General features: G+C 37.4%; 15 protein-coding genes. 7 read left to right on the top strand and 8 right to left on the bottom strand.

The window, feature by feature from the left end; all coding sequences use genetic code 11:
* Positions 1 to 5: 5 nt before the first annotated feature.
* Positions 6 to 479, bottom strand: a complete 474-nt coding sequence (locus NBG71_RS05315; protein ID WP_099660528.1) for a YchJ family protein — start codon at positions 477 to 479, stop codon at positions 6 to 8.
* 149 nt (positions 480 to 628) lie between these two features.
* Between NBG71_RS05315 and rssB the strand changes: the two genes are divergently transcribed.
* The 3 genes from rssB (at position 629) to NBG71_RS05300 (ending at position 4,000) form a co-directional block, all read left to right on the top strand.
* Complete coding sequence (gene rssB, locus NBG71_RS05310) at positions 629 to 1,648, top strand: two-component system response regulator RssB (RefSeq protein WP_075673960.1); 1,020 nt, start codon at positions 629 to 631, stop codon at positions 1,646 to 1,648.
* A 179-nt stretch (positions 1,649 to 1,827) separates the two neighbouring features.
* A complete protein-coding gene (gene galU, locus NBG71_RS05305) occupies positions 1,828 to 2,736 on the top strand; it encodes a UTP--glucose-1-phosphate uridylyltransferase GalU (RefSeq protein WP_075673959.1) in 909 nt (302 codons plus the stop codon).
* 256 nt (positions 2,737 to 2,992) lie between these two features.
* Entirely contained in the window at positions 2,993 to 4,000 is a 1,008-nt protein-coding gene (locus NBG71_RS05300; RefSeq protein ID WP_075673963.1) for an NAD-dependent epimerase, read from the top strand.
* Between the two features lie 231 nt (positions 4,001 to 4,231).
* Here the strand turns inward: NBG71_RS05300 and hns are convergent, their stop codons facing one another.
* Positions 4,232 to 4,636, bottom strand: a complete 405-nt coding sequence (gene hns, locus NBG71_RS05295) for a histone-like nucleoid-structuring protein H-NS (protein ID WP_075673958.1) — start codon at positions 4,634 to 4,636, stop codon at positions 4,232 to 4,234.
* Positions 4,637 to 5,145: 509 nt separating this feature from the next.
* Here hns and NBG71_RS05290 point away from each other — a divergent pair.
* The gene (locus NBG71_RS05290; protein WP_023581977.1) at positions 5,146 to 5,742 is read left to right on the top strand and encodes a thymidine kinase; all 597 of its coding nucleotides are present in this window, start codon (positions 5,146 to 5,148) and stop codon (positions 5,740 to 5,742) included.
* A 1,238-nt stretch (positions 5,743 to 6,980) separates the two neighbouring features.
* On the opposite strand, the gene adhE is transcribed toward NBG71_RS05290, so the two are convergent.
* Entirely contained in the window at positions 6,981 to 9,647 is a 2,667-nt protein-coding gene (gene adhE, locus NBG71_RS05285; RefSeq protein WP_075673957.1) for a bifunctional acetaldehyde-CoA/alcohol dehydrogenase, read from the bottom strand.
* A gap of 523 nt (positions 9,648 to 10,170) precedes the next feature.
* On the opposite strand from adhE, the gene NBG71_RS05280 reads away from it, so the two are divergent.
* Positions 10,171 to 10,815: a YchE family NAAT transporter gene (locus tag NBG71_RS05280; protein WP_036936397.1), complete on the top strand. Its 645-nt coding sequence runs from the start codon at positions 10,171 to 10,173 to the stop codon at positions 10,813 to 10,815.
* Between the two features lie 108 nt (positions 10,816 to 10,923).
* Here the strand turns inward: NBG71_RS05280 and NBG71_RS05275 are convergent, their stop codons facing one another.
* From NBG71_RS05275 to NBG71_RS05255, 5 genes are all read right to left on the bottom strand, one after another.
* Entirely contained in the window at positions 10,924 to 11,640 is a 717-nt protein-coding gene (locus NBG71_RS05275; RefSeq protein ID WP_180273037.1) for an ABC transporter ATP-binding protein, read from the bottom strand.
* Complete coding sequence (locus tag NBG71_RS05270) at positions 11,627 to 12,463, bottom strand: ABC transporter ATP-binding protein (RefSeq protein WP_159242012.1); 837 nt, start codon at positions 12,461 to 12,463, stop codon at positions 11,627 to 11,629. Before NBG71_RS05270 ends, NBG71_RS05275 begins: the two co-directional genes overlap by 14 nt.
* The gene (locus NBG71_RS05265; RefSeq protein WP_250916602.1) at positions 12,456 to 13,286 is read right to left on the bottom strand and encodes an ABC transporter permease; all 831 of its coding nucleotides are present in this window, start codon (positions 13,284 to 13,286) and stop codon (positions 12,456 to 12,458) included. The genes NBG71_RS05270 and NBG71_RS05265 overlap by 8 nt, the downstream gene beginning before the upstream one ends.
* On the bottom strand, positions 13,286 to 14,329 hold the full coding sequence (locus tag NBG71_RS05260) for an ABC transporter permease (protein ID WP_191901309.1): 1,044 nt from the start codon (positions 14,327 to 14,329) through the stop codon (positions 13,286 to 13,288). The genes NBG71_RS05265 and NBG71_RS05260 overlap by 1 nt, the downstream gene beginning before the upstream one ends.
* Positions 14,330 to 14,408: 79 nt before the next feature.
* Complete coding sequence (locus NBG71_RS05255) at positions 14,409 to 15,974, bottom strand: ABC transporter substrate-binding protein (RefSeq protein ID WP_250916601.1); 1,566 nt, start codon at positions 15,972 to 15,974, stop codon at positions 14,409 to 14,411.
* A 604-nt stretch (positions 15,975 to 16,578) separates the two neighbouring features.
* On the opposite strand from NBG71_RS05255, the gene nirB reads away from it, so the two are divergent.
* Positions 16,579 to 19,125: a nitrite reductase large subunit NirB gene (gene nirB / locus NBG71_RS05250; protein WP_075673951.1), complete on the top strand. Its 2,547-nt coding sequence runs from the start codon at positions 16,579 to 16,581 to the stop codon at positions 19,123 to 19,125.
* On the top strand, positions 19,122 to 19,466 hold the full coding sequence (gene nirD / locus NBG71_RS05245) for a nitrite reductase small subunit NirD (protein WP_075673950.1): 345 nt from the start codon (positions 19,122 to 19,124) through the stop codon (positions 19,464 to 19,466). Before nirB ends, nirD begins: the two co-directional genes overlap by 4 nt.
* Positions 19,467 to 19,474: the final 8 nt, after the last annotated feature.

The raw sequence follows: 19,474 nt of genomic DNA, 5'->3' as shown, positions 1-19,474 counted from the left end.
TGCAGTTATTTGATGTTATTTTCACAACATTTTTTGTATTTACGTCCTGAGCCACAAAGGCAGGGATCGTTTCGTCCCACTTTCGGTTTCACACCGTCAATATAAAACCAACAGCCATCTATTTTTAGAAAACGAGAGCGTTCATGTAAGTACTGTTTATCATCGGCATTTCTTTCAATAAAGCAAGCCGAGAATTCAACATATGCCTCATTTTTATTTGTGCTAGCTTGCGATGAGATAACATTGAGTCCAAGCCATTGTGTATTTGGAAAGCCCGAAACTAATTCATCATGTAGGGATGCAACACGACAAGAAGGATGCCACGTCTTTATTAAGTAATTAGCATTATGTTTAACGAACGCACTATAACGCGAACGCATTAATGCTTCTGCTGTAGGGGCGTTTTTTTGACCTAAATGGTAAGGCTCACAGCAATCAGAGTAGAATAATTGGCTATTACAGGGGCATAAATTCGACAAAATAATGTCCTAACTCACGTTATCAGTATGACGATTTCCCATAGATTGAAAAAAGTAACGATTGGGAATAATTAACGTCAATGTTGAACTAAACTAATAATGTAACGCTAATTAATCAGCATGTGAAACGATAGTTACCGGAGTCACCGATGAACAAAGCCTTAGTGGGTAAAAAAATCTTAATAATTGATGATGAGGTCGTTTTTCGCACAATGTTGACGGAATATTTCTCACATGAGAAGGCTTGTGTCTATACAACAGATAATGGTAGCCAAGCATTATCTTTATTAGAGGGAGGATTGCTCCCTGATCTTATTTTATGTGATATCCGTATGCCGGTAATGAATGGACCCACTTTTTTGTGCCATCTTGAACAACGAAAACTGGCTATTCCTGTTATTGCTATTTCATGTACAGATAATATGGCTGAAATAGATGATATGTTGCGTTTAGGGGCACAAGAGATTTTTCTTAAGCCAATAACACATCTTGATAAATTAAAACAAAAAGTCATTGAAGTATTATGTCCTGGCTTTTTTGAATCAGTATTAATAGAAGGCATACATCTAGAGCCACTTTGGAATAGCTTACGAAAAGATACCCATTATATTCAGTCGTTCATAAAACAGATGCAACCTCAGGTTAAGCAAGTTGTTGCGGGATATTGTGTTAATTATCGTCAATTAAATGATATCGCTAAAATGGGGCTATTATTTGATATTGCGGCTTTATCAGAAGATCAAATTATTTTCTATTGTGTCGATATATCGAGAGATGATGAAAATGGGCTTTTGGTCGCTTTACTCTTACGGGTTGTTTTTAATGATGTATTAAAATCATCAGAAAAAGTGCGATCTTTGCCAAGTATGTATAATATGTTGAATAAGCTAAACAAAATGCTTAATGAGATTGGGGTGAAAGGACAATTTCCTATTATACTCGGTTATTATCATACTCAGAAAAAAAATATACTATTAGCATCAGCAGGTTTAAAAGCTGAAATAAAAACAGAAAGTAAAAAATTTGAATTAAATAGTGGGATCCCTTTAGGCTCATTGCAACTTTTATATATTAATCAAGTAAAATGCGAGGGAACAAATTGGCAATGTAAAATTTGGGATAACACAAATCAGATTAAATTAATGTTTTCCCCTATCTATAAAAGTTAAATTTAGATTAAATAAAAACAGAATATCGTGCATATATTAAACATAAATGAAGAACTATCTCAATTAACGGGTAGGGCTCTGTTTATCCTTAGATATTAGCTGGTATACTCTGGCGATTATTTTTAATTGTACCCATTCATATTTGAAAGTAGAACGGTACGAATTGCAGGAGAAGTAGAATGTCATCAGCAGTGCGTAAAGTTAGAAAAGCGGTGATCCCTGTTGCTGGATTAGGAACAAGAATGCTACCTGCAACCAAGGCAATTCCAAAAGAGATGTTGCCAGTGGTTGATAAGCCTCTTATTCAATATGTAGTGAATGAATGTATTGCAGCAGGTATTAATGAAATTGTACTTGTTACACATTCATCTAAAAATTCAATTGAAAACCATTTTGATACGAGTTTTGAATTAGAAGCGATTTTAGAAAAGCGAGTTAAACGTCAGTTATTAGAAGAAGTACAAAGCATTTGTCCAAGCCATGTCACTATTATGCAAACTCGTCAGGGAATAGCAAAAGGATTAGGCCATGCCATTTTATGTGCTAAGCCACTAATTGGTGATGAACCTTTCGCTGTTATCCTGCCTGATGTTATTTTAGATAGATACAGTGCGGATTTAACAAAAGTTAACTTAAGAGAGATGCTTTCTCACTTTGAACGTTCAGGTGCAAGTCAAATTCTTGTTGAACCTGTTCCTGAAGATGAAGTCTCGAATTATGGTATTGTTGATTGCATGGGCGAAAATTTATCTCCGGGTGATAGCAAACCAATTACTCGTGTTGTTGAAAAGCCTAAGAAAGAAGAAGCACCTTCGAATTTATCTATCGTTGGGCGTTATGTGTTATCTGAAAGTATTTGGCCGCTATTAGCGAAAACTGCACCAGGTGCCGGAGATGAAATTCAGTTAACTGATGCGATCGCAATGCTGATTGAAAAAGAAGCTGTTGAAGCTTATCACCTACAAGGAAAAAGCCACGATTGTGGTAATAAACTAGGATATATGAAAGCCTTCGTAGAGTACGGAATACAGCACGAAGAGTTTGGCGAAGATTTTGCACAATGGCTAAAATCATTAAAGGTACAGTGATATAAAGTTTATTAATAATCATTTATATGGTTAATCTCATTGTATAATTCCCGTAAATGCATGTTGCGTATTTTATGGGAAAAGCTAGATAAAGCGGTTGTAAGAGATTAGGGTATGGCTCAATACATTTAGTATTGAGCCATGTTGATTTCTGATATGTATAACGATGTTAAGCGTTATGATGTTTAATCAAGGTGATATTAAGCATGATAGCGTTGACATAAAAAATAAATTATTGGGTTATTTGAGTAATAATATGAAAATATTAGTAACAGGTGCTGCGGGTTTTATTGGTTATCATATGAGTCAGCGTTTAATCGAAATGGGTTATCATGTTGTCGGAATAGATAACTTGAATGATTATTATGATGTGCGCTTAAAAGAAGCTCGATTAGCTAAATTACAACAGCTAGAAAATTTCCATTTTGAGAAACTTGATATTGTTGACTCAGCAAAAGTAGCTCAATTATTTGCATCACATCAATTTGACCGAGTTATTCATTTAGCGGCTCAACCTGGTGTTCGCTACTCGATTGAAAATCCAATGGCATATATTGATGCCAATATCGTTGGTCATATTAATATATTAGAAGGGTGTCGCCATAATAAAGTTGGACATCTTATCTACTCATCTTCAAGCTCTGTTTACGGTTTAAATCAGAAGCAGCCTTTCTCTACAGAAGATAGTGTTGATCATCCGGTTTCATTATATGCAGCAACAAAGAAAGCTAATGAGTTAATGTCTCATAGCTATTCACATCTATATCAATTACCAACAACGGGATTACGTTTCTTCACGGTGTATGGCCCTTGGGGCCGCCCGGATATGGCATTATTTAAGTTCACTAAAGCTATGTTAGCGGGTGAACCTATTGATGTTTATAACGGTGGAAATATGACGCGTGATTTCACTTATGTTGATGATATTGTGGGATCAGTGGTTCGATTAGTTAATGTTGTACCAGAAGCAGATAAAAACTGGACAGTAGAGAAAGGTGAAACATCTTCAAGTTCTGCACCTTATAAAATCTATAATGTGGGGAATGGGCAACCTACTAAATTGATGGCATTTATTGAAGCGATAGAAAAGTCACTCAATATTAAAGCTAAATTGAATTTAATGCCAATGCAAGACGGTGATGTTCTTTCTACTTGTGCTGATTGCCAAGATTTGTCTGAGACAATAGGTTTTTCGCCGAATACAGCAGTAGAGTATGGCGTAAAACAGTTTGTTGATTGGTATTTAAGTTATTATAAAAATTAATAGTATTAGTTTAATTAAATCAAAGAAAAAAGGAGCTATAAAAGCTCCTTTTTCATTATAAATAAAAATAAATAACGCAGTTATTACATTTTTTATTTTTGCTTACCGACATCTAATACAAACAACATCAGCACATATTAAAATTAAACGCTTGTTTAATTAAATGAGGTAAACAAGAAAATACCCTTTTAAATAATTAAAAGGGTATTTCAAATAGAGTATTGACTTAAATTACAGCAGGAAATCGTCTAATGATTTGCCTTCTTCATCAATAGCACGTTTGATTACAGCTGGTGTACGACCTTGGCCTGTCCAAGTTTTAGTTTCACCATTTTCATCAACGTAAGAGTATTTAGCTGGGCGAGCTGCGCGTTTAGCACGGCCAGTTTTATTAACAGCACTTGCTTCAAGTAAGTCTGTTGGATCAATACCGGCTTCTTCTAACATTTCACGGTATTTTTGTAATTTCTGAATACGTTCTTCTTCAGCTGCTTTTTCTAATGAGAATTCTTCACGACGCTCATTAACGACAACTTCGAGTTTCTCCAGCATTTCTTCTAAAGTTTCTAAAGAAGTTTCTCTTGCTTGTGCGCGGAGAGTACGGATGTTATTTAATATTTTTAAAGATTCGCTCATTTTCCTGGTCTCAAATAAATGTTGTTGGCTGATGTAATACTAATAATAGATTGCTATTTAAATTTCTGCAATACCTAAATACAAACCTTACGTAAAATTTCTTTTTTTTAAACTAATTTCTCAACGAAAAAAATAATAAAAGTAGAGGTATCTTTAGTCAATAAAGGAAATATTAGTAAGGAAATGCATCTTTTAACTGATGATAGCCCTAATGCTAAAGAATAGAAAGCTTTGTTCATTTTTTTATAATAACGGACTTTTTTCTAAAAATGGAATCGGACTAACTTTCATACTTTAATAAAGGTATATCAAGGTGTGTTTAAATATGTTAAGTACTTATTAAAGCTATTTATTTTTTAAGCAAAAATTAGCATTAACAACGAACTTCATCTTTCGATGGTATATCTAGAATAGAAATAAAGGTAATAAATACTTGTTATGGATAACTTGTAGATTGTTTATGTTAGACTGTCGCTCGTGAAAATAAACACTATTTAAGGAGAGAGCTGATGGCTCAGCTTTACTTTTATTATTCAGCCATGAATGCTGGAAAATCAACATCTTTATTGCAATCCTCATATAACTATAATGAACGAGGAATGCGCACATTGATTTTCACCGCGGCTATTGATACACGCTTTGCAAAGGGAAAGATTAGCTCAAGAATAGGACTAAGTGCGGATGCATTACTCTTTAGTGATGATATGAATATTCGTGATGTTATTGTTGCTGAGCATAACAAACAGCCTATTCACTGTGTATTGATTGATGAGTGCCAATTTTTAAGTAAGGCACATGTCGAACAACTTTGTGAAATAACGGATACCTATGATATTCCCGTTCTTACATATGGGCTAAGAACGGATTTTAGAGGTGAGTTATTTACTGGTAGTGCTTATTTATTAGCATGGGCTGATAAGCTCGTAGAACTTAAAACAGTATGTTACTGCGGTAGAAAGGCGAATAAAGTATTACGCTTAGATGATAAAGGAAATGTACTAAGTGATGGTGCTCAAGTTGAAATTGGTGGAAATGAAAAATATGTTTCAGTCTGCCGTAAGCATTATACGCAGGCAACGCTAAAAGGGTGTATTGAACAAGAGTAACCTTTTCATTTTCCCTCTTTTACTAATTTTCAAGGGTGAAAGAGGGGGATGAAATAAGAATTCAAATAAAATGTTATATTACGTAATACTAAAAAATGTTTATATATTTTTAAATTTTAGCCAATTAATTGGCTTTTTTTATATCAAATTGCGGTGGGGTTGATTTTCCTCTGTGAAGATATGTTATTTTTTTATGGGAAAATTTATTTATTTCATCGATTTCATTATCATTAATCAAAAAAGACATAATCAAATATACGTAAGGTGTTTGTTTTGTGATGTCGATATTGTTTTTTACAAATGATAAGAGAGAAAGACATTTGATGCATTTATATTGTTCATAGTTTAATAAAATTGAATAAAGATAGTCATAAAATACTAAAAAATATTTCCTTTATCTATGGTTGGTATAATGAAACATTTATATCGAGTTTTATAGATGCCGATTATAGGGTGCTTAAGTTGTTATTGAATAAATAAAATACTTCACTTGATGCCTGTTAATACGGATAAACAGGCTTCTTTCATACTCCTAAAGGAGTAATTTTCAAGTAGAATGTACAAATAGCGACCTTTATTACGTTATTACTTTAGCTGACTCAAACTAACAAACCTCATTTTGATAATATTTTATTGAAACTATGTTTCTTATAAAACCAAGATAACTAGAGATATAAAATATTTATATTTCTATATTTTGAGCACTAATTAATAATCAATATGATTAAGTCTATTTATTTTTTATCAGATAAGAATAAAAGTACGATTGCAAATCGTAACGTGAACACGTTTGTTTCAAATAACATTTCGTTATAGTCATTTTATGAGGTAAATAAGGTAAGAGTGAAATAATTATACTAACTAATGAAAGAGGAGGAGAGTTTGATGCACTCTGTAATCACTCGTAAGGCATTTTCTATAATGTGGTAATGCAATGATGCTACTTAAGAGATAAGTTGCTCAGCGCCTTTTTTAGAGCCAATTATAAACATATAAAGAAAGGCACTGTTTTTATAGTAAAAATAAAACCCACTAACTAAGTGTAAGTACTTATAGTTTATGACTAAATAATGACTTATTGCGACTAACTTCTCAATCTTAAAAATCAGTAGCAAAGTGTATATAGAATAATATAGATAAGTAAGAAACCATAAAAAACACCCAGCCATAAGACTGGGTGTTTATTTAAGAACAAATAACCGAAATATTGAGGATCATACTAACACAGCGTGTTTCGATTATTTTTTACTGCTTTTTTTAGCAGGTTTTGTCTCTTCTTTCACTTCAACAACGGGGTGTTCATTAAATTCACGACCGTAGTAAGAATCTAATAACAGTTGTTTTAATTCAGAGATCAGTGGGTAACGTGGGTTAGCACCAGTACACTGATCGTCAAACGCATCTTCAGATAATTTATCAACTCTTGCTAAGAAATCACTTTCTTGAACGCCAGCTTCACGAATAGAGGATGGAATTCCTAAGGAAGATTTCATTTCTTCTAACCAAGCTAATAATTTCTCAATTTTAGCAGCAGTACGGTCACCCGGTGCTGAAAGTTCTAAATGGTCGGCAATTTCTGCATAACGACGGCGTGCTTGAGGGCGGTCGTATTGGCTAAATGCAGTTTGTTTGGTTGGGTTGTCATTAGCGTTATAACGAATAACGTTTGAAATTAATAACGCATTAGCTAAACCGTGAGGAATATGGAACTCAGAGCCTAATTTATGCGCCATTGAGTGACAAACACCCAAGAATGCGTTAGCAAAAGCGATACCTGCAATAGTTGCTGCGTTATGAACACGCTCACGAGCAACAGGGTTTTTAGCACCTTCATGATAACTTGCAGGCAGATATTCTTTCAGTAATTTTAATGCTTGCAGTGCTTGTCCATCAGAATATTCGTTTGCTAATACAGAAACGTAAGCTTCTAATGCGTGAGTTACAGCATCTAAACCACCAAATGCACACAGAGATTTAGGCATATTCATAACAAGGTTTGCATCAACGATAGCCATATCTGGTGTTAATGCATAGTCTGCTAATGGGTATTTCTGACCTGTTTCATCATCAGTTACTACTGCAAATGGTGTTACTTCAGAACCAGTACCTGATGTTGTTGTGATAGCAACCATCTGTGCTTTCACACCCATTTTCGGGAATTTGTAAATACGTTTACGGATATCCATAAAGCGTAATGCTAATTCTTCGAAGTGAGTTTCTGGATGCTCATACATAACCCACATGATTTTTGCAGCATCCATTGGTGAACCACCACCTAATGCGATGATCACATCAGGTTTAAAGCTGTTCATCTGTTCCGCGCCTTTACGCACAACGCTTAATGTTGGATCTGCTTCAACTTCAAAGAAAACTTCTGTTTCAACACCAAATTTTTTCAGTACACGAGTGACTTCATCAACATAACCATTGTTGAATAAGAAACCATCGGTCACGATAAAGGCACGTTTTTTACCATCAGTCGCAATCTCTTCCAGTGCGATAGGTAAACAACCACGGCGGAAGTAAATAGATTTAGGAAGTTTATGCCACAACATATTTTCTGCTCTTTTCGCCACGGTTTTAGTGTTGATAAGGTGTTTTGGCCCTACGTTTTCAGAAATGGAGTTACCACCCCATGAACCACAACCTAATGTTAGAGAAGGAGCAAGTTTAAAGTTGTATAAGTCACCAATACCACCTTGAGATGCTGGAGTATTGATTAAAATACGAGATGTTTTCATCTTGTCGCCGAAGTAGGCAACATGTTCAGGGCAGTTATCTTGGTCTGTATATAAGCATGAAGTATGACCGATACCACCCATCTCAACTAATTTTTCAGCTTTTAGTACTGCATCTTCAAATGATTGAGCATGATACATTGCTAATAGTGGAGATAATTTCTCGTGAGCAAACGGCTCAGCTTCGGTTGTTTCTTTTACTTCACCAATTAAAATTTTGGTATTTACGGGTACTTCAATGCCGGCCATTTCAGCAATTTTTGTTGCAGGTTGGCCCACAATAGCTGCGTTTAAGTTACCGTCTTTTAAGATGATATCTTGAACAGCTTTTAATTCTTTACCTGTCAGCATGTAACCGCCGTGAGTAGAGAAACGTTCACGAACTTGTTTATAAATGCTGTCAACAACGATAACGGATTGCTCTGACGCACAAATTACGCCGTTATCGAAAGTTTTCGACATTAAGATTGAAGCCACTGCACGTTTGATATCAGCAGAGTCATCAATAACAACTGGCGTATTACCTGCGCCAACACCGATAGCTGGTTTACCAGAACTATACGCTGCTTTAACCATGCCTGGACCACCTGTCGCTAAGATCAGGTTAATATCATCATGGTGCATTAATGCGTTAGATAGAGCGACTGAAGGCTCATCAATCCAACCGATAATATCTTTTGGTGCGCCTGCTGCGATAGCCGCATTTAAGACGATTTCAGCAGCACGGTTTGTCGCTTCTTTTGCACGAGGGTGTGGAGAGAAGATAATACCATTACGTGTTTTTAAGCTAATTAATGCTTTAAAAATCGCAGTAGAAGTTGGGTTAGTTGTTGGTACGATACCACAGATGATCCCAATAGGTTCAGCGATGGTTATTGTGCCGTAAGTCAGATCTTCAGATAAGATCCCGCAGGTTTTTTCGTCTTTATACGCATTGTAGATATACTCAGAAGCAAAGTGGTTTTTAATCACTTTATCTTCAACGATACCCATACCAGACTCTTTAACAGCCAATTTTGCAAGGGGAATACGGGCATCAGCGGCAGCTAATGCAGCTGCACGGAAAATAGCATCAACTTGTTCTTGAGAGAAGTTAGCAAATTCACGTTGAGCTTTTTTTACACGAGCAACCAAATCATTGAGTTCAGTAACGTTAGTTACAGACATAAAGAGACTCCTGATAAAATGTTAAATTTTTTAAGCAAATTAGCCGTTTTCATCACATGTAATAAGAATAGCCTAGATAGATGATAATGTGCTTATTTCAGTAATAATTATTAGAGGGCATAATTTGCTTAAAAAACTTAAAAAACTTAAAAAAAACAATAATAAAGGTAAATATATTTTCGAAGTAACCCTCTTTTTTCGAATGATAACAGCTTACCATCTTTCTAATTAATTAACGTGATATATATCACAAAATTAGCAAGCTGACACCTTTCAGCATGGCTATTTATGAGAATGATTCTTATATGTGATAAATGTTCAACGATTTTTTTGTCGTATAGTTTATTTCGATATAAAATTAAACCACTAGGTTTTGATCGGTTTACAAGAGAATATTTTAGGTAAAAACTTGTTAACTAATAGAATTAACTGGTTTATTGATTTAAAGTAACGCGCATTTTTTGGAGTTACTCTATCTTTTATAGAATAATTCGCATGTTTATTAGCCAAGAAGGGGCTTTTCATGGGGTCACTGCTGGATTTATCCGGTTATATTAAATTTTTTGTCGGTCTTTTTGCGATTGTAAACCCAATTGGTATTTTGCCTGTCTTTATCAGTATGACGAGTTATCAAACTGATGCAGGGCGTAACAAAACAAACTTAATTGCGAATGGCTCCGTTGCGATTATTTTAGTTTCTTCTCTGTTAATCGGTGATTCTATACTGAGTATTTTCGGTATTTCTATCGACTCGTTTCGTATAGCAGGGGGAATGCTGATTGTTACTATTGCGATGACCATGATAAATGGACGTTTAGGAGAAGATAAACAAAACAATCAGGAACGAAACGAATCGGCAGTACGTAGTAGTGTTGCTGTTGTGCCTTTAGCATTACCATTAATGGCCGGACCTGGAGCAATCAGTTCTTGTATTGTGTGGAGTTCTCGTTGGGAAGGTTTTACTAACTTTTTAGGATTAGCCGCAACCAGCATCTTTTTTGCATTTTGTTGTTGGTTACTGTTTCGCAGCGCAACACTATTAGTGAAATATTTAGGGCAAACCGGCATTAACGTGGTTACTCGTATAATGGGCTTATTATTAATGTCGTTAGGTATTGAATTTATTGTGACCGGATTACGTTCTATTTTCCCGGGCTTATTAGTTTAAACACAGCGCAGAACAATTAAAAAACGGTACGACTAAACAGTACTATTAAAAACGAGCAGTATTAATAACGTAATACTGCTCGGTTCCTTTCTTTTATTCTCTTTTATTTCAATCAAGACGATGTATCCCTTTTGATAACGCATCTCGATCGTAATGTTGTGTTAATTCACCATTTTCCATTAATGCAGCTCGATCCGACATATGTGCGATAACATCTGCATCATGGCTGACAAGTAAATAAGTCATATTATGCTGTTTTTTCAGTGTGTTAAGCAGATTTAAGATCTCGGCTTGTACTGACATATCTAACGCTGAAGTTGGTTCATCTAAAAGTAATAGTTGAGGTTGTAATAAAAGGGCTCTTGCAATGGCGACACGTTGACGTTGTCCACCTGAAAGTTGATGTGGATAACGACTCGTCACATCGGCAGGCAAACCAACTTGGGTTAATGCTTGCTCAATTGTCTCTTTATCAAAAGGAATTTGGTGGATTTTTAAAGGCTCAGAGAACGCTCGCTCAATACGGTGTTGAGGGTGTAAAGAGGCGTAGGGATCTTGAAACACCATTTGTATATTACGACGCAAAACCCCTTGAAAACGTTGTTGAGGTTTAATTTTTTGCCCTAAAAGCGATATATCACCTTGCCAATGAGGCAATAATCCTGCGATCACGCGCAACACAGTCGATTTTCCACAACCAGAACGACCAATTAAGCTAAAGGTTTCGCCTTGTTGAACATGTAGATTGATCCCTTTTACAACGTGCTTTGCTTGTTTACCTTGTTCAAATTGAACATGTAAATCATGAATATCAATTAGCATGATGTAGCCCCTTAAAATTAAGCGTTCTATCTAATACTGGCAATTGAGTGCCATAAGTGCTTGCATTAGGTCTACATGTCCAAAGTGTACGTGTATAAGGATGTGACGCCGTCGGTAGCGCTTTAGCATCGAGTTCATCAACTTGCTCGCCTTGATACATCACCATGACGCGCTCGCAATATTCAGCAACAAGGGGTAAATCATGGCTAATCAGTAATAAACCCATATTACGCTGTTCACACTGAGTAGTGATCAGTTCAAGGATTTGATGACGTAACTGAGCATCCAGTGCAGATGTTGGCTCATCGGCAATTAAAATAGTCGGGTTATTAATTAGCGCAATCGCTATCATTGCTCGTTGCCCCATACCACCTGATAATTCACCGGGATAACGATAAATATTCTGTTCAGGTAAGCCGACAGACAGCAAGGTATCGATGATAAGTTGACGCCTATCTTGGCGTGAAAGTTTTTGATGTTGTTTTACAGTTTCTTCTACTTGCTGATAAATGGTTTTTACAGGATTTAATGCATAGCGTGGATCTTGTAATACCATTGAAATTGTATTACCGCGGATGTTATTCCATTGGCGAGATGAAAAATCTAATAGATTATTTCCCTGTAAGTTCAGTGTATCTGCGCTGACTTTTCCCGGATGACGAACAAGCCCCATTAATGCACGAGCGGTCATTGATTTGCCAGAGCCAGATTCACCAACAACCGCCAAACGTTCTTGACCCAAAGTAAAAGAGACATTATTGACAACTCTTGTCTTTGGAAAATCGATAGAGAGGTTATTGACCTCAATTAATGGTGTTTTATTCATGGGTATCTCCCAATACATTACGTAATCCATCACCTAATAAATTAAATGCCAGACTGCTGATTAAAATTGCCGTACCCGGAATAGCTGCAATCCACCATTGATCAAAAATAACGGGCATACCTTCTGCGATCATCGCTCCCCATTCCGCCATCGGCGGGCGAGCACCTAATCCAAGGAAGCCTAATCCGGCTGCTGCGAGAATAATCACAGCCAAATTCAGTGCTAAACGCACAATGGCTGAAGGTAAACATAGCGGTAAGATATGTCCCCATAACAGTCGGATACCTTTAATTCCCATCATTTCGGCAGCAGCAAGGTAATCACTATTGCGTAAATGCTGAATTTCACTGCGAGATTGTCGTGCATAAGCCGGCCATGCAGTTAAAGCCAGTGCTAATGCACCATTAAGTAGACCAGGTCCCAACATTGCGACAAAGGCGAAGGCGAGAATAAGAGAAGGCATCGACATCACAATATCAGTGAATCTCATTAAAATACGTTCAGTCCAACCACCGTAATACCCAGATAAGATCCCAATTAATAACCCTAAAGGTAGCGTAATAAGCGCGACCAGCCCCACTAAACCTAGCATTGGGCGAGTACCGTAAATAAGTCGAGAAAGAATATCGCGCCCATAATTATCTGTCCCTAGCCAATGTTCAGCATTGGGTGCTAATAAACGTTGGGCAGCATGTTGCCAATTGGGATCGTAAGGGGCTAACCAAGGTGCAAAAATAGCAATAATTAACAGTAAAATAAGCAACGATAAACCGATAAATGCAGAAGGCGAACGCGCTATTTTTCTTAAAAATAGAGATGACATTAGCGGAGCCTCGGATCAGTCAAACGAATAACGATATCGGTCATATTATTGATAAAGACAAAGCATAAGCCGATAACTAAAGTACCGCCCATAATGGCTGTGGTATCACCTGCAAAAAGTGCTGTTGTGAGATATCGACCAATTCCCGGCCAAGAAAAGACCGTTTCTGTTAATACGGCACCTTCTAACATGCCAGTATAAGACAAGGCGATAATGGTCATTAAGACACCACGAATATTAGGTAGTACGTGATAAAAAAGAATACGCAATTCACCAATACCTTTTGCTCTTGCTAACGTGACATACTCTTTATTCATTTCGTTTAAGCAGGCTGAACGAGTTAAGCGAGTAATAGAAGCAAGGGCAAAATATGCTAATAGAGAAACGGGCAAAATAAGATGTGATAACGCATTAAAAAAAGCATCTTTATCACCAGCTAATAACGTATCAATTAATGCAAAACCCGTTATGGGTTCAATGGTGAATTGATAAATATCGTCTAATCGCCCAGGGCCTGCTGTCCATTGTAATGTGGCATAGAAAAGCAATAGCAAAATCAAACCTAGCCAGAAAATAGGAACCGAGCTACCTAATAGCGTCAGAATTCGCAAAATAAAATCGAGCGGTGTTCCCACAAAACGCGCACATAAAACGCCGAATAAAATACCCAGACTGGCACCAATCAATAATGCAACGGTTGCTAATTCTAACGTGGCGGGAAAAGTCGCCAATAAATCATCAAGAACGGGTTGACCTGTTGATGTTGCTGTACCTAAATGCCCTTGCAACAGGGCTTCTACATAATGAAAAAACTGCATGTAGATAGGTAAATCCAGCCCTAACTCATGTTTTACTTGGTTATAGGTTTCAAGGCTTGCGTGATCACCAACAATTTGTAAAACAGGATCAACGGGTGAAAGAGCTGAAAGCGTAAAAGTGATGACAAGAAGCCCTAAAAGAGTCAGCATCAGAGTCAATATTCCTTGAGCAAAGGTAATTAACTGACCTTTTAGACGAATAGGTAACGTCATAGCAGTATTCATACAGCAATAGCCTAGTGAAATAGCAAAAAATAGACCATCCACAGTAACATGACTGTGGATGGCTTTAGGAAAATAAATATTATTTAGTTACTTTGTCATAATAGACCATATCTGCATTCAAACCTTGCGCATAACCGTTGACGTTATCGCGCATGACTATCTGGTTTTTGCCTTGGTCAATAAACACATAAGGTGAACTACGCTGTAACTCTTTTTGCATTTCAGTATAGAGCGATTGGCGTTTTACTTTGTCCGCTTCATTAAGTGCAGACAGAGTTTGCTGACTCAACTCAGGAATTTTCCAACCATTTAACCAAGCAACAGTATTGGATTGTCCATCATTATAAGCGAAGGCACTCGCATTTGAGTGCGCATCAAAATAATCAGGGATCCAAAAACGAATGGCTGCTTGATGCTGTTTAGCGCGTACACGGCTATACACTTGGCTGCCTGCTGCGGGTAATAAATCAACTTGTACACCCGCCTGAGCAAAGCTTGCTTGAATAGATTGCGCCACAGTGATGTAAGGAACTTTGTTCTCAACATCTAACGTAAAGCGTGCATTGGTAATACCCGCTTTGGCTAAAATTGCTTTGGCTTTTTCGGGATCAAAAGTAAAAGGATTATCTTTTAATGCACCCGGTAAGCCTATAGGTAAGAAGCTTTGGTGAATAAAGTACTGACCACGCATTAAATCTTCAGTAATGCCTTTGTAGTCAATTAAATAACGAGACGCTTCCCAAAATGCGGGGTTACTCAGCGCTGGGTTTCCACTGGCAGTATTAAAAGCCATATAAACTTGCTCAGCAGAAGGAATATCTAAAATTTTGATACCAGTTTTACCCGCTAAAGCTGCGGTCTGATCGGTACCTAAGTCACGCGCGATATCCGCATCACCTTTTTCAATTAATAAACGACGCGATGCCGGATCAGGCACGTTTTTAATAATAATATTTGCGATTTTAGGTGCGCCAGTTGGCGAAAGTGGATTAGCTTCTAACACAATAGCTTGACGTGGTTGATAGGCACGCATTTTGTATGCGCCACTGCCTGCTGAGTTCATCTTCAGCCAGCTATTCCCAAAGTCATTATTTTTAACATGAGCGGAAACCAGTTTTTCATCAACAATAGAAGCAATTGGTGTTGAAAGGATATTTAGCACAACATCAGGGCTGACATCAGCAGTCCAACGTACTTCTAATTCATTATCACTGACTTTTTTCAGCAGAGAATGAATGTTATCAGTTTTCCAACCCAACACATTTAGAATAAAAGCAGGTGATTTGTTCATGGTGATCGCACGCTGATAAGAGAAGATAATATCTTCAGGACGTACAGCGTTACCAGATGCAAATTTTGCCTCTGGCTTAATTTTAAATACGATTGTTTTTTGTTCAGGGTTCGCTTTCCAGCTTTCAACTAAAATCGGTTCATTAATTTCTGGATTATCACGATTAGGTTGAACAATACGTTGATATAAACTAGGCACAGTTTGAATACTGGATAGTTCATTACTTTCAGCAGGATCAAGGCTGACAATATCATCAAGTCCTTGTACCACAATTAATGTATTAGCAGGTGTTGCTGCAAATGCCGGTACGGAAAGGGCACCCACAACGAATAATGATAATAATTTTGCTTTCATGAGACGCTCCCTGAAACGGTGTAGCCAAAATCGTTATGTCAATAACTTATTAGAGCGTGTTAGCCTTTTATGGTCAATTTTTATTCGAATTAAAAGCATGTTAGGCAAGGCGATAAACACTAGCCTAGTGAACTAAGCTAGTGTTTATCAACGCAGAATAAAATGAGTAAAACGTCTTTTAATCGAACCTGTAAGGCAGCTTTCAACACTTGTTTTTATCTTAAGTGGACATTGTTAATGGCAATCAATGTCTATACTCGTTGAGTCGTTTGCTTTACTCGGTTTTCTTGCTGTAAAAATAAGCAAAAAAGGTTAACACGCTCTAATTATTATTACTTTGTGAAATTAACTTAGGCAAAACGTGACCAATGCGCAAAGTTTTAATTACGCTTACATATAACTCTTCGTTATAAGTGACCAAAATTAATTATGGTAGAAGAATAATTAACCGCAAGAAGATGATGATGAAATACTCCTTTAGTAGTAACCCATTGACTATTAAGTTGTAGTAGCTGAATTGATTAAGCTGTATTTGATATTCATCAATATTTCTTATAAGTAGTTTCGTATTTTAGCCTTAGAAATCTTTAAATCTGAGGCTAAAATGAGCAAGAAAACACTCGCAATCATCGGTAACGGTATGGTGGGACACCGTTATATCGAAGAGTTGATTGATAAAGGTGGCAATGAAGAATTTAATATTGTTGTCTTTTGTGAAGAACCTCGCGTTGCATATGATAGAGTCCATCTCTCCTCTTATTTTTCACATCACACTGCTGAAGAGCTCTCCTTAGTTAAACACGGTTATTACGAAAAACACCAAATAGAAGTATTAATTGGTGAGCGCGTGATAACCATTAATCGTGACGAAAAAGTGGTACACACGAATACCGGACGTTGTGTCAGTTACGATAAATTAGTGATGGCTACAGGCTCTTATCCGTGGGTTCCCCCAATTAAGGGAAATAACTCGCCAGACTGTTTTGTCTATCGGACTATTGAAGATCTAAACGCTATCGAATCTTGCGCACGTATTAGTCGTAAAGGGGCGGTGATTGGTGGTGGGTTGTTAGGTTTAGAAGCAGCCGGTGCGTTAAAAAGCTTAGGTATTGAAACTCACGTCATCGAGTTTGCTCCAACCTTAATGGCAGAGCAGCTGGATACATTAGGTGGTGAGCAACTTAAACGAAAAATAGAGCGTATGGGTGTAAAAGTGCATACCTCTAAAAACACCCAAGAAATATTATCAACTGGGGAAAGCGCACGTAAAACACTGCAATTTGCAGATGGTACTTCTCTTGAAGTTGATTTTATTGTGTTTTCCACAGGTATTCGCCCGAAAGATAAGTTAGCTCGTCAGTGTGATTTAGATATTGCCCCACGAGGCGGCATTGTTATTAATGATTATTGCCAAACAACAGATCCTGATATTTATGCTATTGGTGAATGTGCATCTTGGCAAAATAAAACCTTCGGTTTAGTGGCGCCAGGCTACAAAATGGCACAAGTTGCGGTCGATAATTTATTAGGCCATCACTCTGTTTTTCAGGGTGCTGATTTAAGTGCAAAATTAAAACTTCTCGGTGTCGATGTCGGCGGTATTGGTGATGCTCATGGGCAACAAGCAGGGTGTCGTAGCTATATTTATCTGGACGAAGGCAAAGAAATCTATAAACGCCTGATTGTTAGTGAAGATAATAAATATCTATTAGGTGCTGTATTAGTGGGTGATACAGAAGATTATGGCAATCTTTTACAACTATCACTCAATACCATTGAATTACCAGAACACCCAGACTCTTTGATTTTACCCGCACATGCTGGAAGTAAGCCGGCAATCGGTGTTGATTCACTACCGGAAACTGCACAAATTTGCTCTTGTTTTGATGTTACAAAAGGCGACATTATTCAAGCAATTGAACGAGGATGTCATACGGTTGCTGCTATAAAGGCAGAAACCAAAGCGGGCACAGGCTGTGGTGGCTGTATTCCTCTGGTGACTCAAGTCTTAAATGCAGAATTAGCTAAACAAGGTATTGAAGTTAATCACCATCTTTGTGAGCATTTCCACTATTCTCGCCAAGAGCTTTATCATCTTATTCGTGTAGAAGGGCTGAAAAGCTTTGATGAGTTGTTGAAAAAACACGGTCAAGGCTATGGTTGTGAAGTGTGTAAACCAACCGTCGGTTCATTGCTTGCTTCATGTTGGAATGATTATATCTTGCGTGATGATTTAGTTTCTCTGCAAGATACTAACGATAACTTCCTTGCGAATATGCAAAAAGATGGGACTTATTCCATTATTCCTCGCTCTCCTGGTGGTGAAATTACCCCAGCAGGCATTATTGCCATTGGGCAAATCGCTCAAGAATACAATTTGTATACCAAAATTACGGGATCGCAACGAATGGCGATGTTCGGTGCACACAAACAGGATTTGCCCGCTATTTGGGAAAAACTGATAGCGGCGGGTTTTGAAACTGGTCATGCCTATGCAAAAGCACTGCGTATGGTAAAAACATGTGTAGGCAGTAGTTGGTGTCGTTTCGGTGTGGGTGATAGTGTCGGTTTGGGCGTTGCACTAGAGCATCGTTATAAAGGCATTAGAACACCTCATAAGATGAAATTTGGCGTATCAGGTTGTACTCGTGAATGTTCTGAAGCACAAGGTAAAGATGTCGGTATTATCGCCACAGATAAAGGCTGGAACCTCTATTTCGGTGGAAATGGTGGTATGAAACCACGCCATGGAGATCTCTTTGCTTCCGATCTCGATGAAGAAACCTTAGTGCATTATATCGACCGTTTTATGATGTTCTATATTCGTACTGCCGATAAGCTACAACGCACTTCAGTGTGGTTAGATAATTTAGAAGGCGGCATTGAATATTTACGTGATGTCATAATTAACGACAAATTAGGTTTAAATGCACAACTGGAAAAAGAACTTAAAACCTTACAAGAACGCGTTGCTTGTGAATGGAAAGAAACAGTTGATTCTCCAAAAGCATTAAAACGGTTTGCCCACTTTATTAATAATCCAATGCCTGATCCAACAGTGCAAACAGTAAAAGAACGATTTCAGCATCGTCCCGCACGTTTACATGAACGTATTGATATCAAACAGATCACTGAGGAGGCGCAATCATGAGCCAATGGATAGCTGTTTGCCAATTAGATGATATTACTCCGGGAACGGGTGTTTGTGCGCTGGTGGAACAAGATCACGTTGCCATATTTCGTCCTTATTCTGATGCGCGTTTATATGCGTTAAGCAATATAGATCCCTTTGCACATTCTAGCGTTCTATCACGAGGATTGATCGCTGAACATGAAAATGAGCTGTATATCGTCAGTCCGCTAAAAAAACAGCATTTTCGTTTAACGGATGGTTTTTGCCTTGAAGATGAGAATTTCTCGATCACTCATTTTGATATCAAGGTTGAAGGTAACACTGTTAGCGTGCGTAGTCGTAATAAGTCATCACAATAAATAGGGGA

Source organism: Proteus sp. FZP2095, assembly GCF_023701425.1.
Lineage (GTDB): Bacteria > Pseudomonadota > Gammaproteobacteria > Enterobacterales > Enterobacteriaceae > Proteus > Proteus cibarius.
This window is presented reverse-complemented; position numbering and strand designations above follow the sequence as displayed.

Coding starts and splice junctions, on each gene's coding strand:
- hns (WP_075673958.1), bottom strand. CDS start 4,636: ATGAGCGAATCTTTAAAAATATTAAATAACATCCGTACTCTCCGCGCA.
- NBG71_RS05255 (WP_250916601.1), bottom strand. CDS start 15,974: ATGAAAGCAAAATTATTATCATTATTCGTTGTGGGTGCCCTTTCCGTA.
- NBG71_RS05265 (WP_250916602.1), bottom strand. CDS start 13,286: ATGTCATCTCTATTTTTAAGAAAAATAGCGCGTTCGCCTTCTGCATTT.
- adhE (WP_075673957.1), bottom strand. CDS start 9,647: ATGTCTGTAACTAACGTTACTGAACTCAATGATTTGGTTGCTCGTGTA.
- NBG71_RS05300 (WP_075673963.1), top strand. CDS start 2,993: ATGAAAATATTAGTAACAGGTGCTGCGGGTTTTATTGGTTATCATATG.
- nirD (WP_075673950.1), top strand. CDS start 19,122: ATGAGCCAATGGATAGCTGTTTGCCAATTAGATGATATTACTCCGGGA.
- galU (WP_075673959.1), top strand. CDS start 1,828: ATGTCATCAGCAGTGCGTAAAGTTAGAAAAGCGGTGATCCCTGTTGCT.
- NBG71_RS05280 (WP_036936397.1), top strand. CDS start 10,171: ATGGGGTCACTGCTGGATTTATCCGGTTATATTAAATTTTTTGTCGGT.
- NBG71_RS05270 (WP_159242012.1), bottom strand. CDS start 12,463: ATGAATAAAACACCATTAATTGAGGTCAATAACCTCTCTATCGATTTT.
- nirB (WP_075673951.1), top strand. CDS start 16,579: ATGAGCAAGAAAACACTCGCAATCATCGGTAACGGTATGGTGGGACAC.
- rssB (WP_075673960.1), top strand. CDS start 629: ATGAACAAAGCCTTAGTGGGTAAAAAAATCTTAATAATTGATGATGAG.
- NBG71_RS05290 (WP_023581977.1), top strand. CDS start 5,146: ATGGCTCAGCTTTACTTTTATTATTCAGCCATGAATGCTGGAAAATCA.
- NBG71_RS05260 (WP_191901309.1), bottom strand. CDS start 14,329: ATGAATACTGCTATGACGTTACCTATTCGTCTAAAAGGTCAGTTAATT.